The organism is Nonomuraea sp. NPDC049152, assembly GCF_040648355.1.
In the GTDB taxonomy this organism is placed as follows: domain Bacteria; phylum Actinomycetota; class Actinomycetes; order Streptosporangiales; family Streptosporangiaceae; genus Nonomuraea.
In genome coordinates this window covers 170,268-183,589 of the sequence record NZ_JBEZDO010000002.1, presented here as the reverse complement: position 1 = coordinate 183,589, position 13,322 = coordinate 170,268, and the positions used below count along the sequence as shown (strand labels likewise).

At 71.0% G+C, this 13,322-nt stretch carries 14 protein-coding genes; 4 read left to right on the top strand and 10 right to left on the bottom strand.

Annotated features, from left to right (window positions below; genetic code table 11):
* Window positions 1–41: 41 nt before the first annotated feature.
* The gene (locus tag AB0B45_RS04665) at window positions 42–1,817 is read right to left on the bottom strand and encodes an ABC transporter ATP-binding protein (protein WP_358125254.1); all 1,776 of its coding nucleotides are present in this window, start codon (window positions 1,815–1,817) and stop codon (window positions 42–44) included.
* A 506-nt stretch (window positions 1,818–2,323) separates the two neighbouring features.
* A complete protein-coding gene (locus AB0B45_RS04660; RefSeq protein WP_358125251.1) occupies window positions 2,324–3,529 on the bottom strand; it encodes an ROK family transcriptional regulator in 1,206 nt (401 codons plus the stop codon).
* A 205-nt stretch (window positions 3,530–3,734) separates the two neighbouring features.
* Between AB0B45_RS04660 and AB0B45_RS04655 the strand changes: the two genes are divergently transcribed.
* The gene (locus tag AB0B45_RS04655) at window positions 3,735–3,965 is read left to right on the top strand and encodes a hypothetical protein (RefSeq protein WP_358125247.1); all 231 of its coding nucleotides are present in this window, start codon (window positions 3,735–3,737) and stop codon (window positions 3,963–3,965) included.
* Window positions 3,966–4,087: 122 nt separating this feature from the next.
* On the opposite strand, the gene AB0B45_RS04650 is transcribed toward AB0B45_RS04655, so the two are convergent.
* Entirely contained in the window at window positions 4,088–5,083 is a 996-nt protein-coding gene (locus tag AB0B45_RS04650) for an alpha/beta hydrolase (protein ID WP_358125244.1), read from the bottom strand.
* Between the two features lie 77 nt (window positions 5,084–5,160).
* Between AB0B45_RS04650 and AB0B45_RS04645 the strand changes: the two genes are divergently transcribed.
* On the top strand, window positions 5,161–5,739 hold the full coding sequence (locus AB0B45_RS04645; protein WP_358125241.1) for a TetR/AcrR family transcriptional regulator: 579 nt from the start codon (window positions 5,161–5,163) through the stop codon (window positions 5,737–5,739).
* Window positions 5,740–6,007: 268 nt separating this feature from the next.
* Here AB0B45_RS04645 and AB0B45_RS04640 read toward each other — a convergent pair whose 3' ends face one another.
* Both AB0B45_RS04640 and AB0B45_RS04635 read right to left on the bottom strand, forming a co-directional pair.
* On the bottom strand, window positions 6,008–6,502 hold the full coding sequence (locus AB0B45_RS04640; protein WP_358125239.1) for a hypothetical protein: 495 nt from the start codon (window positions 6,500–6,502) through the stop codon (window positions 6,008–6,010).
* 240 nt (window positions 6,503–6,742) lie between these two features.
* Window positions 6,743–7,135 (bottom strand): DUF1992 domain-containing protein, encoded by a 393-nt coding sequence (locus AB0B45_RS04635; protein WP_358125236.1) that lies wholly within the window; start codon window positions 7,133–7,135, stop codon window positions 6,743–6,745.
* 202 nt (window positions 7,136–7,337) lie between these two features.
* Here AB0B45_RS04635 and AB0B45_RS04630 point away from each other — a divergent pair, with 202 nt between their 5' ends.
* Both AB0B45_RS04630 and AB0B45_RS04625 read left to right on the top strand, forming a co-directional pair.
* Window positions 7,338–7,778 carry a MarR family winged helix-turn-helix transcriptional regulator gene (locus AB0B45_RS04630; protein ID WP_358125233.1) on the top strand — a complete coding sequence of 147 codons (441 nt, stop codon included), beginning with the start codon at window positions 7,338–7,340 and terminating at the stop codon, window positions 7,776–7,778.
* A gap of 85 nt (window positions 7,779–7,863) precedes the next feature.
* Complete coding sequence (locus AB0B45_RS04625; protein WP_358125231.1) at window positions 7,864–8,400, top strand: hypothetical protein; 537 nt, start codon at window positions 7,864–7,866, stop codon at window positions 8,398–8,400.
* Between the two features lie 35 nt (window positions 8,401–8,435).
* Here AB0B45_RS04625 and sthA read toward each other — a convergent pair whose 3' ends face one another.
* The 5 genes from sthA to AB0B45_RS04600 all read right to left on the bottom strand — a co-directional run bounded on the left by sthA (window position 8,436) and on the right by AB0B45_RS04600 (window position 13,287).
* Complete coding sequence (gene sthA / locus AB0B45_RS04620) at window positions 8,436–9,839, bottom strand: Si-specific NAD(P)(+) transhydrogenase (protein WP_358125228.1); 1,404 nt, start codon at window positions 9,837–9,839, stop codon at window positions 8,436–8,438.
* Between the two features lie 15 nt (window positions 9,840–9,854).
* Window positions 9,855–10,106: a hypothetical protein gene (locus AB0B45_RS04615; RefSeq protein ID WP_358125226.1), complete on the bottom strand. Its 252-nt coding sequence runs from the start codon at window positions 10,104–10,106 to the stop codon at window positions 9,855–9,857.
* A 56-nt stretch (window positions 10,107–10,162) separates the two neighbouring features.
* Window positions 10,163–11,359, bottom strand: coding sequence for a S8 family serine peptidase (locus AB0B45_RS04610; RefSeq protein ID WP_358125224.1), 1,197 nt, complete (start codon window positions 11,357–11,359; stop codon window positions 10,163–10,165).
* Window positions 11,356–12,462, bottom strand: a complete 1,107-nt coding sequence (locus AB0B45_RS04605; protein ID WP_358125221.1) for a hypothetical protein — start codon at window positions 12,460–12,462, stop codon at window positions 11,356–11,358. Before AB0B45_RS04605 ends, AB0B45_RS04610 begins: the two co-directional genes overlap by 4 nt.
* A gap of 72 nt (window positions 12,463–12,534) precedes the next feature.
* Window positions 12,535–13,287 carry a glucose 1-dehydrogenase gene (locus AB0B45_RS04600; protein ID WP_358125218.1) on the bottom strand — a complete coding sequence of 251 codons (753 nt, stop codon included), beginning with the start codon at window positions 13,285–13,287 and terminating at the stop codon, window positions 12,535–12,537.
* Between the last annotated feature and the right edge of the window lie 35 nt (window positions 13,288–13,322).

Sequence of the window (13,322 nt, the reverse complement as noted above, 5' to 3'; positions counted from 1 at the left end):
CTCGGTCGTGCCGGTGGTCGCGTGCTCGTCTTCCTTGGCGGTCAGGTCAGGACCGTCGCTCGGTAGGTCTCGTGGTCGTGGACGAGCTCGGCGTGGGTGCCGTGGGTGATCCGGCCGTCGCCGTCCATGAAGATCACCCTGTCGGCTCCCGCCAGCAGCGCGGGGCTGGTGACCACCATGATCGTGGTGCGCCCTTCCCTGGCGGTCCTGATCCCCTTGGCGATCCTGGCCTCGGTGGCCGCGTCGACCGCGGTGGTCGGGTCGTGCAGGACCAGCACCGGCGGCGCCGCGGCCAGCGCCCTTGCCAGGGCCACCCGCTGGCGCTGGCCGCCCGACAGCGACAGGCCCCGCTCGGTGAGCGGGGTGTCCATCCCGTACGGCAGCGCGGCCGCGACCTGGTCAGCCGCGGCCGCCGCCATCGCACGCCCGGCCGTCGCCATGGCGCGGAGGGCAGCCACGTCGCTCCCAGACCCGGCAGACACCTCCCACCCCGGCCCCGCAGTCACCGCCGTTCCGGGCTCGGCAGACGCCGCCGCGGCGGCGGCGCTGACGTTCTCCAGCAGCGTGCCCTCGAACAGGTCGGCGTCGTGCTCGGCCACCACGATCGCCCTGCGTACCTGCCCAGGCTCGATGCTCGACAACGACACCCCGTCCAGCTCGACCACACCCGACTCGGGATCGGCCGCCCTGCCGAGCACCTTCAGCAGCGCGATGGCGGCCGAGGGGTCCGTGGTGACGACGCCGAGCAGCTCGCCCGGCGCCACCTCGACGCTCACCTCGCGCAGGACGCCGTAGGAGACCCCCTTCAGCGCGAGCCCGCCACGCACGTCCGCCGGCAGATCGCCCTCGCCTCCCGCCACCGCGGGGGGCGAGGACAGCACCGACGCGATCCTGGCCGCCGACGCCCGGCCCTGGGCGAACTCTCCGTTGGCCCACGCCAGGATCGACAGCGGGGTGAGCAGGAACTGCGCCAGACCCACCGCGGCCACCAGCCCGCCCACGCTGATGTCGCCCTGCGCGGCCAACCGCCCGCCGACCAGCGCCACGACCGCGATGAAGACGCCGGTCAGGATCAGCATGCCGCCGTCGTGCCAGGCCTGCGCCTTGGCCGCCCGTACGGTCGCGGCGAGCGCGTCCCTGCTGGTCACGCGATACCTGTCGACCGCCGCCCGCTCGGCGCCGATCCCCTTGAGCACCCGCAGTCCCGCGATCAGGTCGGCGGCGACTCCCGAGGCCCTGGCGGCCCGCTCCTGCTCGGCGCCGCTGCGCCGTTCCAGCGGCCTGCCCAGCAGGTGCGCCAGCGCCAGCAGCGGCGGGACACCCAGCAGCACCAGCAGGCCGAGCGGCACGGACACCATCAGCAGCGCCACGCCTCCGGCCAGCAGGCCCGCGAGCGCTGCGACGCCGGAGGCCAGCGCGACGTTGACCGCACCCACCCGCTTGGCGTCGGAGGTGGCGATGGAGACCAGCTCGCCCGGTAACCGGCCCGTCTCCGCGCCCGCCCTGTGCTCCAGAACCCGGCCGGTCAACGCCAGGCGCAGCTCGTGGGCGGCCAGCTCGGCGGCCTTCTCCGCGGCGCGGGCGCTGAAACGATAACTGGAGGACAGTACGGCGAACACCAGCGCCAGGACGGCGATCCAGGTGACGAGGGCACGACCGTCGCCGCCCGAGATCGCCTGGTCGATCACCACGCCCACCACGACGGGGACCAGCGCCTCCCCTGTCTGATGGCTCGCGGCGAGCACGGCTCCGCCCGCGCTCTGTTTCCACTGTCCGGTGATGGCACGTCGCAGGACGTCACGGCCTTCGATGGGCACTGCTCCGGCTCCTCCGGTCATCACGCGCGGGATTCGCACTAAGGTGAGCCTAACCTAATTAGATCTCACACAGGAGGGCTGGTTCGCCCCAACACGCGCCCCCCACCGCCGGATCCGTCACCCCACGCCAGGCCGGGCCCGCATCCTCCGGCCCGCGCCAGGAACACCTCATCCCCTCACGCCAGGGGCCCGGTCCTCCCACCCACGCTGGGGGTGGCACTCTCACCTGGCCCTTCCACCTACGCCGGGCCTGGTCGTCAGACCCGCACCTGGGCCCGTCATCCCGCTCGCGTCGGAGCGCCCTCTCGTCGCACCTGGAGTTGGGCCGGGCGGAATATCCGGCCCCGGCCAGCGTCGGCGTCGGCGTCGGCGTCGGCGTCGGCGTCGGCGTCGGCGTCGATGGAATGTCCGGTCCAGCCGGCGTCGAGGTCGGAGGGAACGCCGGGGTCGGGGCGGTTGGGCTTCCGGGTCAGGGAATGGCCGGGTCGGGGTGGTTGGGCTTCGGGTCAGGAAGCGTGGAGCGAGGGGAGGCGGCCTGAGTCGACCGAGTCCAGGACGCGCGCCGCGCCGCCGAGGGCCGCGGCGCCGTACCCGAGGGTGGAGGCGACGATCTGGCAGCCGCCCAGGTCGGCCGCGATGGTCCGGCCCCTCGCCTCGGCGGCGGCCGCGGGCAGCAGCCATGGGGCGAGCGGGACGTAGTAGCCGCCCAGGATCACCGCCTCGGGGTTGAGGAGGTTCGTGGCGATCGCGATGCCCTTTCCGAGGTCGCGGCCGACCCTGGCGAGCAGGTCGAGGGTCGGCCGGTCGCCCGCCTTCGCCCTGCGGACGACCTCCTCGATCGCAGGCTCGACCTCCGCGGGGTCGGTGGCCGAGACGAACACGCCGATGCCCGCGACAGCCTCCAGGCACCCGGTACGGCCGCAGCGGCACGCGGGCCCGTCGGCGTCGATCTGGACGTGCCCGATCTCCCCGCTGAACCCCTGGCCGCCGCGCCGTAGCCGTCCGTCGAGGATGACTCCGGCGCCGACACCCACCTCGCCGGTCAGGTACACCAGGTTCGGTGTGCCGCCGAGCGGGCCGAACCGGTGCTCGGCCAGGACCGCGAGGTTGGCGTCGTTCTCCACCTGAATGGGGAAGCCGGGATCGCCGAGCGCCATGGCCAGGTCGCCCGCCAGGTCCACCTCGCGCCACCCGAGGTTGGGCGCCACCACGACCGTGCCGCTGAGGCCGATCAGGCCGGGAACGGCGACCGCCACGCCCAGCACCTGCCGCCGGTCTCTGGTCATGCGGCTGATGACGCGCCTGGTGAGTGCGGCGATCGCGGACACGGCCTGCGCGGGCGTGGCCGTCGCCCCGGGGAAGGAGCGCCGCCATGACAGCAGGCGCTCCCCCGCCAGGTCCACCGCGACCGCAGTCAGGTAGTCGACGTTGATCTCGAGGCCGATCGACGCGTACGGCGAGCCGTCCAGGACGAGCATCGTGGCGGGCCGTCCGACGCGGTTCTCCGTCAGGCCCACCTCGCGCACCAGCCGCCGGTCGATGAGATCGGCGACCAGGCTGGACACGGTCGCCTTGTTGAGCCCGGTGGAGGCGGCGATGTCGGCCCTCGAGCACGGCGCGTTGTCCCGCACGAACCTCAGGACGACGGCGAGGTTGGCCGCTCTGACGTCGGTGAAGTCCGCGGGCCGCGGACCCGCTGAGGAAGTGATCAAGGTCAGCCCCGTTCCCGACGATCGGCCAGGCTGCCCCATCATGCCGCACGACGGCGTCCGTCGACCAATCCTCGCGCCCCCTCCCACGTGGGAGCGATTCCACAGGAAGGGTTTGTTCGGACACTGGCCGAACCAATCAAGGAGGAGGCCGACAGCGGCCAGTCTTCGGCATGGTTCCCAAGTCAATCCACCAATCGGGAAAGTGATGAGCCGGACCGACCCGCTCAGCGCCACGTTCGCCGCGCTCGCCGACCCCACCAGGCGAGCGATCCTGGCGGCTGCTGCCGCGCCTGCTCAAGGGCCGCCCCCAGGACCGGAGCCGGAACGGCAGTGGCAGGTACGCCACCTGCGCCTCGCCGCCGCGGTCGGGGTGTGTCTGCCGACCTTCCTGGCAGGTCCGGCCAGGGGCGAGCCCACCGGTGACGATCAGCCCTGAACGCGGCTGCGCCGGCGGTCGGCGGCTGGACGTTTGTGCCCGGCACGCCATGGGGTTGAGGAACATCCTCGTATCCCGGTTGGACCTGATGAGGTGGAACTGAAACGGCACGCCGGGACTCGTCACCCAGCGAGCGCGCCCCGGAGGAACTCGAGGATCTCCTTCCGCGCGGCCTTCGCCTGCGGCACCACGCCGGGCATGCTGAGGAACGCGTGCGTCGCTCCGGGATGTTCGGCGAGCCTCGCGGGTGTCCCGGCCGCGCGCAGTCGTTCGGCGTAGCTGCGGCCGTGATCGGCCAGCGGGTCGATGGTCGGCACCACCACGAGCGCGGGGGCCAGCCCGCTCAGGTCGTCGGCATACAGCGGCGACATCGCACGAGGATCGGTTCCCGGCGGAACCGCGAACCGGCGGAGCAGCCGCATGTACGACATGGTGAGGGTCGGGCTGTTGGCGTGCTCGGTGAACGAGGCGTGGTCGTACATCGTCGAGGTCAGGTCGACAGCGGGGTTGACCAGCACCTGCGCCCGCAGGGGCAGGCCGGCTTCTCTGGCCCGGATCGCGACCAAGGCGGTGATCATCGAGCCGGTGCTCTCACCGAAGACGGCGGTGCGCGCCGGGTCGATCCCCCACTGCGCGGCGTGGCGTAGCAGGTGCCGGAGCACGTCCCAGCCGTCGTCGACGGCCGCCGACAGCGGAGTGTCCGGGTCGAGGAGGCGGTGCTCGACCGAGACGACGACCGCGGGCAGCCGCACGGCGAGGTGGCTGTTCACCCAGTCGCTCTGCGCCGCCGTGCCCACGAACCCGCCTCCGTGCACGTGGAGCACGAGCGGCAGGCCGGCCCGGCCGTCACGCCCGCCGTCGCGCCCGGGAGACGGCCGGTACACCCGGACCGGGAGCGTGAGGCCGGGCAGTGCCACCTCCTGCCACTGGATCGCGGCGCCGCGGTCCGGACACCCTGTGACCACCCGCCCCAGACGGGATGCCCGCTTCCGGTTCTCCGCGTCACGGTAGGCGACCAGCTCCTCGGCCGTCATCGCCAACCAGTCCGGATCCTTTCCCAGGGCACGCAGCAACCGGATGCCCAGCGGCGGCCGCTCCGCAACGGTGACCTCACTCATGTCCCCTCCACGGGTCAGATAGTTTCGCTACCAAAAGTATCGATACCGATAGTAGCGTAATAAGTTATCGTGTGGCCATGACCCAAGCGACCACATCCGGCAGACCACCTGGTCGCCCGCGATCCGGCGTCACCGACGTGGTCTTCGCCGCCACGCTGAGCACGGTCCACGAGCTCGGCTACGCGCGTGCCACCGTCGACCGCATCGCCGCCGCGGCCGGCATCGCGAAGACGACGATCTACCGTCGCTGGCCGTCGAAGGGCGCGCTGATCGTGGACTGCCTCCTTGACGCGTTCGGCCCGGTGCCGCTGGAGGGCGCCAGTCGAGCCGAGCTCATGTCCTCGGCCATCCGCTGGATCGCGGCGAAGATCGGCGAGCCCGGCGTAGGCGACGCGTTCGCGGGCGTGTTCAGCGACGCCGTCAGCGATCCCGCTCTGCGCGAGGTGCTGTCCGCTCGGTTGCAGGACCCGTACCGGCTCGCCCTCCAAGACGCGCTCGGCGAGCCGGAGAACCGGGTCCTGTTCTTCATCGACGTCGTCGTCGGAACCCTGCTCCACCGGATGGGCATGACCGGCGAGCCGATGGACGACGCCGACGTCGCCGCGCTGGTCGAGATGGTTCTGCCGCGCTTCGCCGACGGTGCCGGTCACACCTAGACCTGCCGCCGAACCGGCGATCGCCTCCGACAGCGACGACGCGGCCAGAGCTCTGCACTACGGCTCCTGGGATTCACCGCCAACCTGCCGATTGAAAATCATCTCGGTATCGGCGGCCGGACCTGAGAGTTGCCGGGCAGTCGCTCGGCGATCTCGGCCTAGGTGGCGTGCAACAGCTCGGCGCGCGCAGCCAGATGCTCATCGAGGCGGGGCGGTTTGGCGCGGGCTCCCGGCCTACCCACCGGTCTTGACTTATGTCGCGCGTGGGTCAGATATGCCCGCCGTACAAAGACACTCGTTCGTCCTTGTCGTGGTCCACCTCCCCTGCCAGGAACAGGTCGCGTCGCCATGGCTCGTGTGCGATGTTGACGGTCCATTGCTCGTAGTACCACTGGGTGCTGTAGCCGCTGAAGCGGAAGTTGGCCCGGTAACGCGCACGCTCACCTGGGTGGAGCAGGAATACCCGGCTGGGGTGACGGTTGGTCGGGTACGCGGCCCACACCGGGGTTCGCCCCACCTCGACCGCCGCTCCAGACAGCTGGAACCGCAGCCCGTTGAGCTGCGCTGGGAATGAACGACTGCCGACAGTGGCGGTGGGCACGTATCCGGTCCGTTCGTCGGCGAGAAGATCGTGGACGATCAGCGGCGCGTCGGGCGTCGGCGGCATCTCGAACGCAGAGGGAGTTTCGCCTCGACGCGTGGCCTCCTCGGCGCCCCGCGCTCGTTTGGTCCACCGGATCACGATCCGCTGCACGATTATCACGCCGCCCCCCATCGTGTCCGTCCAGCAATCACTCACCAAACCGCACTGAGCACACAATCTCGCAGAGATCGCCCTCAACCCCGAGACGAACGAGAGGCCGGGCGGCAGGTGGCGCATCGAGCCCGCCGTACCCGACGGCCCGGCCTACCCTTCGAGCGAGAGTATCTGGAGGTCGTGAAGGACGCGCCGTCACAGGCTCATGGGCTACGGCGGCTTCGTGTCGTGCCGGAGCCGAAACGGTCAGGAGCCGCCCGACCGGCGTGCGCGCCAGCCGTCCAGGAACTCCTCGACGTCGTAGGGCATCAGGTTGAGCGGTGGGCCCGACATCGCCTTCCTGTTGCCCTCGACGATCTTCCCGTTGATCTCGTCGAGGATGCGTCTGACCTCGTCCTCGGTCGCGGCCGTCCGGGCCTCGGCCAGGGCGGTCTCCGCCTCCTTGCGCAGGGCGAGCGAAGGCGGCAGCGGCATGGTGAGATTCTCCTCCGCGAGCTTGCGCTTCACCCACCAGAGCTCGTCGTTCATCTCGTTCCTGTTCGGCAGCGGCTTGCCCGCGCCGGGCAGATTGTCGAACTCGCCGCGCTCCTGCGCTTCACGGATCTGCCGGTCGATCAACGTCTCGATGCGATCGGTCATGGGCGCTCCTCCCGCGTATCAGGCGATGCTGCCATCCTGACACGCGGGAAGATCGGTCCCGTGGAGGGGGCGGCCCGGCCGGCTCGACGTGGTCCGCAGGGGGAGGTCTTCCACGGGCAGCGTCCGCGGCGAACCCATCGTCGGCGCCGGCCGACCCGACCAGCCCGAAACCGATCGAGGGGTGGTGCGGGAGACTTGGGGGGTGACCATCGAGAACGCCCGTCCGGGTCCGCCGGTGACCAGCCCTTCGATCGTGCTGCTCACGCTGGCGCACAGGATCGAGACCGAGCTCGGCGCCGCCCTCGCGCCGCTGGGACTGACGGTCAGCAGGCTCGGCCTGCTCGCGCACATCGCAGGCGTGCCCGGTGCGTCGTTCAGCGACTTGGCGCGCATGTCCGGGATCACCGTCCAGAGCGTGCACACGGCGGTGAAGGCGCTGTCCGGCGCCGGGCTCGTTCGTGACAACACCGCTCGCGCCGGGTCCGCCTCGGCCATCGAGATCACGTCCGAGGGCGAGCGCCTCATGCGGGAGGCGACGAAGGCCCTGGCCGGGGTCGACGAGCGGCTGTTCGGCCCGGACGCCGACCCGATCCAGCGTCAGATCGCCGACGCCGTGCGCGCCGCGTTCGAGGCTCGCCCCTGACGCGTGAGACCCCCACCTTCAGGCGAACTGAAGCGCCTGCTAAGCTTCAGGCTGTCTGAAGGTTGTTGGCCGGGAGGGGAACCCCGTGGATGCCGTGTTGCTGTCGATCCATGTGCTCGCGAGCATCGTGTTCGTGGGGGGCTCGGGCATCGCGACCAGCCTGTTCCCCCGCTACGCCCCGGTCGCCACGAGTGTCACGGCGAGCCGGGCCGCCGCGGGCTCGGGACCGGAGACCCAGAGAGATCACAACCGGGCCGTCGCGGGCGCGCCCACCGACCCTGAACCGGAGCCCCAGGGAGACCGCAACCGGGCCGTGGCCCTCGCGCTGCATCGCATCACCCGCGGCTACGGCGTCCTCGGCGTCGTCGTGCCCGTCGCGGGGATCACCCTGGCGCTCGTCCAGGGGCGGATGGGCGAGACCTGGATCACCATCTCCATGGTCCTCACCGCCGTGGCGGGCGGGCTGCTCGCGCTGCAGATCTATCCGCGTCAACGTGACGCCCTCGCCGCCCCGGACGACGGCAGGCGGCTACGCACCCTGAGCACGCTCGCCGGGATCTACAACCTTCTGTGGGCGATCGTCGTGGTCCTCATGATCGTCCGCCCGGGAGCCCCCACGTAGGCGCCATCGCGCGCCCCGGCGAGGACCACAGGCCGTCAGAGCTCGAACCGCGCCACCCGCCGCAGCTTGTTCATCGCGTCCAGCGCCGCCACCTTGTACGACTCCGCCAGCGTCGGGTAGTTGAACACCGCGTCCACCAGGTAGTCGATCGTGCCTCCGCAGCCCATCACCGCCTGGCCGATGTGCAGCAGCTCCGTCGCCCCCGTGCCGAACACGTGCACGCCGAGCAGCGAGCGGTCCTCGGGGGACACGAGCAGCTTGAGCATGCCGTACGTGTCGCCGATGATCTGGCCGCGGGCCAGCTCCCTGTAGCGGGAGATGCCCACCTCGAACGGCACGTGCGAGCGGGTCAGCTCGTCCTCCGTCTGCCCGATGAAGGAGATCTCGGGAATGGTGTAGATGCCGATCGGCTGCAGGGTCGACATACTGGGGAGCGGCTCGTCGCAGGCGTGGTGGGCGGCGATGCGGCCCTGCTCCATGGACGTCGCGGCCAGGGAGGGGAAGCCGATGACGTCGCCGACGGCGTAGATGTGCGGCACCGCCGTACGGTAGAAGGAGTCCACGGAGATGCGGCCGCGCTCGTCGGAGGTCAGGCCCGCGGCCTCGAGTCCGAGGTCGTCGGTCATGCCGTGGCGGCCCGCGGAGTACATGACGGTCGCGGCGGGGATCTTCTTGCCGCTCTCCAGCAGGGTGATGGCACCGCGGGCACGGCGTTCGACGGCGGCGACCGTCTCGCCGAAGCGGAAGGTGACGGCCAGGTCGCGCAGGTGGTACTTCAGGGCCTCGATGATCTCCAGGTCACAGAACTCGAGCATGCGTTCGCGCCGCTCGACGACGGTGACCTTGGTGCCGAGGGCGGCGAACATGCTGGCGTACTCGATGCCGATGACGCCCGCGCCGACGACGACCAGGGAGTCGGGCACCGCGGGCAGGTTGAGTATGCCGTCGGAGTCGATGATGGTTTCCTCGTCGAACTCGACGGAGCCTGGGCGCGCGGGCCTGGTGCCGACGGCCAGGACGATCTTGTCGGCGGTGACCTTGATGTCGCGGCCGTGCTCGTCGATGACGTCGACGGTGTGCGGGTCGACGAAGCGCGCCGACCCGGTGAGGACCGCGACGTGGTTGCGGGACAGCTGGCTGCGGATCACGTCGACCTCGCGGCCGATCACATGTTGCGTGCGGATGCCGAGGTCGGCCACGGTGACGTCGTCCTTGACGCGGTAGCTCTGGCCGTACATCTCCCGCTGGTTGAGACCGGTCAGGTAGAGCACGGCCTCACGCAGCGTCTTGGACGGGATGGTGCCGGTGTTGATGCAGACGCCGCCGATCATGTTGCGGCGCTCGACCACGGCCACGCGCTTCTCGAGTTTGGCGGCGGCTATGGCCGCCTTCTGCCCACCAGGGCCTGAGCCCACGACAAGTACGTCAAAGTCGGCCACAAGGCCAGTCTGCCCCTAAGCGGACGTCCCCGCCATCACCCTGTCGACGATCGCCGTCGCCCCCTCCTGGCGGGCGCAGTGGGCACAGCAGAACCAGCGGCGATCGGCCTGGACGCCGTGACCGATGATCTTCTGTTCGCAGTGTTCGCAGATGGGCGCCATCGCGTGGATGGCGCACTGGAAGGAGTCGAAGGTGTGCACCGCTCCCTGGGCGTGCACCTCGAAGCTCATGTCGTAGTCGTTGCCGCACACTTCACAGACGGCCATGTCGGTCCTCCGCTCTCGGGTCACTCCAGCGGAGATACCCAGAGGGAGGACCGCATTCATCGCCTGTGCCCACTCTTGGCCGATGATCTACGTCGCAGCAGGAAGAAGGCGCCTACCAGGCAGATCAGCCCGATGCCGGCCGCCACGCCGCCGATGACGAGGTACTCGGTATCGAGAGGCGCGTTTTTCGTGGTCTGGTCGGTGGGGCCCTGCCCGAAGTACTTCTTCCCCTTGTACGGCACGGCCTTGACGGCCTTCGCACCACCAGCGGCCTGGACAGCGGCCGCGGCGTCGATCACCCCGAACCCGAGAAAGGTCGTGTAGGTGGCGGTGGGCCGTTTGGCGGTCGTGACCAGGATGTCGCGCACCTGGCGCGGGGTGAGGTCGGGGTTGCGGGAGAGCATGAGCGCCACGGTCCCGGCCGCCAGCGCGCACGCGGGCGAGGTGCCGTTGCCGCTGTCGTAGGCGCCCTTGTTGTTGGCCGCCCAGATGTCGACCCCCGGCGCGGCGATCGTGGTGTAGGTGTGGACCTGGGAGAAGTCGGCGCGCCTGCCGGTGGGCCCTGAGGCCGCCACGCCGATCACGCCGGGGTAGGCCGCGGGGTAGGAGACGACGTTGTTGGCGTCGATGTCGTTCCTGTCGGTCGAGCCGCCGTTGCCCGCGCTGGCCAGGAGGATGACGCCCTTGCCGAGCGCGTAGTCGACGGCCGCTGCGGTGTCGTCCTCGTAGCCGCCCCAGCCCCACTCGTCGCTGCCCAGCGACATGGAGATGACCTTCGCGCCCTTGTCGACGGCGTAGTGGATGCCCTTGGCCAGCGCATTGCCTGGCTTGCCGACCTTCTCGGCCGACTTGAAGTCGTTGTCCTTGATGAACTCGTCGACCTTCTTGCGGGCGGGGTCGAGATGGTCCCAGATGACCCGCACCGACAGGACGCGGGACTGCGGCGCGACCTTCAACACGCTGGAGGTCATCGAGGTGCCGTGCTCGCCCCAGTAGGGCTGTCCTGGTCTGGCGCCGCCGCCGATGTAGTCGGGCCCGCTGGTGACGCGGCCTCTGAACTCGGGATGCCCGGCTACGACGCCGGTGTCGAGGACGGCGACCGTGACGCCCTTGCCCTGGGCCAGCCGTTGCGCGGCCGGTACCCGCATGGCCGTCTGCTCCCAGCCCTGCGGCGCCGGGGCCGAGGCCGCGGTCGCGGTCAGCGTGGGCCCCGCGATCAGGGCGGCGACGGTAACGATCTTGAGAAGGGTCACGCCCTGGCCTTCCTTCCCTCGTCGGCCAGCCTCCTGGCCAGCGCCTCAGCGACGCCCTTCGCCGTGTCCGCCCAGGGCGAGCGGTCCTGCTTCTGCGGGATCGCCCTGCGGCCCCACGGCTCGGGCAGCCGCCCAGGCCTGCGCCCGTCGGCGGGGCCCGCGCTGACCACCACGAAGTACGGCAAGCCGATGTCGATCGCCTCCCTGCCGCCGCTGCCCGCGCGGGCGGCGTCCTTCCACTGCAGGCCCTGCGCGGCCAGCGCGCGCACGGCGTGGTCGGACTTCTCCTGCTCGTCGTGGACGATCTGCTCCAGGTCGCGGGTGTCGTCCTCGTCGCGGAAGGCGAGGATGGCGGCGGTGGCCGCGGTGCCGCCCGACCCGTCGAGGTAGGTGGCGCGCAGGGCGGCCACGCAGCCGCGTTCCTGTGCCTCCTTGGCGATCGCGCCCGACAGGGCGGACTTGCACGAAGTGTCCTGGGAGACGGCGACCCTGGTCCAGCCCAGGTCGCCGGTGATCTCACCGTCGGGGTCGGGGCGGCCGATCGTGGCGGGGAACAGCGTCTCGACGGGGACGTTGTGCCAGAGGTTGGTCAGATACCGCTCGTTGGGGATCATCTGGCGGCTGTTGCCGTAGGCCTGGGCGATGACGCCGCCACCGCCGAGCACGGCCAGCACGCCGAACCCGGCGACCAGCACCCCGAGGACGATCCGCCCTGCACCGCGCTTGGGCGGCCCCTCGGCCCTGTGCCCCCCTGGCCCGGGCGGCGCCTGTCCTGGAGGCGCGCCGACAGGCGGGTGGCCGGGATGACCCGGCTGCGGCGGCCCCCATGGATCCCCTGGAGGCGGAAAGCCGGGAGCAGGCGGATGACCGGGAGGGGGAGTCTGCCCCTGCGCGGGCGGATAGCCGGAAGCGGGCGGATAACCGGGGGCGGGGGGATAGCCGGGGGCGGGGGGATAGCCGGGGGCGGGGGGAGCGCCCCACGAGGCGTCGGCGGGGTACGGCGGTGCCGGCGGCCACTGGCCCGGCGGAGGGGGCTGCTCAGAGTGGGGTCCCGTCCAGGGTCCGGGCGCGCCCGGCTGACCGGTGGGCGGGGGATACGTCATCGTCACTCCTGTCGCACGGCCGTCGAGCGCGTCCGACCCTATCTCCCCCCGCCGACAGAACGATCAGTGGTCTCAGACGGACGCCCCGCCGTCTACCACCAGGTCGGTGCCCACCGTGAAGCCTGCCTCGGGCGACGCCAGGTACAGCACGGCACCCGCGATCTCTTGCAGCCTGCCCACCCTGCCGAGCGGCAGCGCCGACTTCATCCGCTCGTCCCTGTCCGCCTCGTTCTCGCCCGGCCGCAGCGACATCGCCGTCTCCGAAGGCCCCGGGCTGACGGCGTTGATACGGATGCCCTCCCCGATGTACTCCAGCGCCGCCGCCCTGGTCAGCGCGCTCACCGCGGCCTTGGAGGTGATATAGGCGGCCATCCCGCTGTAGCGCTTGTGCGCCCCCAGGTTGGACGCGGTGTTGACGATGACGCCGCCCCCGTTGCGGCGCATGTGCTCGATCTCGTACTTCATCGACAGCCACACGCCCGTCACGTTGACGTCCATGACCCGCGCCCACGTCTGCTCGTCGAGGTCGGTGACCGCGCCACCGGCGAAGACGCCCGCGTTGTTGAAGGCGACGTCGAGCCTGCCGTACCGCGCCACCACCTCGGCCACCATCGCCTCCGCGTCGGCGGCGCTCGCCACGTCGGCCGGCACGTGGCTCGCCGTGCCGCCGGACTCCGTGATGAGCTTCACCGTCTGCTCCAGCGGCCCGGCGCTCCGGCCGGCCACCACCACCGTCGCCCCCTCGTCGGCGAACGCCTGCGCGCTCGCCCTCCCGATGCCGGATCCGCCACCGGTCACGAGCACGACCTTGCCACTGAATCGCATGACCACTCCTCCGTCAAAAATCCAGAACGAACGGT

Bases quoted from the DNA above. Each gene is read 5' to 3' on its own strand.
- AB0B45_RS04600 (WP_358125218.1), bottom strand. From the start codon at position 13,287: ATGCGATTCAGTGGCAAGGTCGTGCTCGTGACCGGTGGCGGATCCGGC.
- AB0B45_RS04645 (WP_358125241.1), top strand. From the start codon at position 5,161: ATGACCCAAGCGACCACATCCGGCAGACCACCTGGTCGCCCGCGATCC.
- AB0B45_RS04615 (WP_358125226.1), bottom strand. From the start codon at position 10,106: ATGGCCGTCTGTGAAGTGTGCGGCAACGACTACGACATGAGCTTCGAG.
- AB0B45_RS04605 (WP_358125221.1), bottom strand. From the start codon at position 12,462: ATGACGTATCCCCCGCCCACCGGTCAGCCGGGCGCGCCCGGACCCTGG.
- AB0B45_RS04635 (WP_358125236.1), bottom strand. From the start codon at position 7,135: ATGACCGATCGCATCGAGACGTTGATCGACCGGCAGATCCGTGAAGCG.
- AB0B45_RS04650 (WP_358125244.1), bottom strand. From the start codon at position 5,083: ATGAGTGAGGTCACCGTTGCGGAGCGGCCGCCGCTGGGCATCCGGTTG.
- AB0B45_RS04655 (WP_358125247.1), top strand. From the start codon at position 3,735: ATGAGCCGGACCGACCCGCTCAGCGCCACGTTCGCCGCGCTCGCCGAC.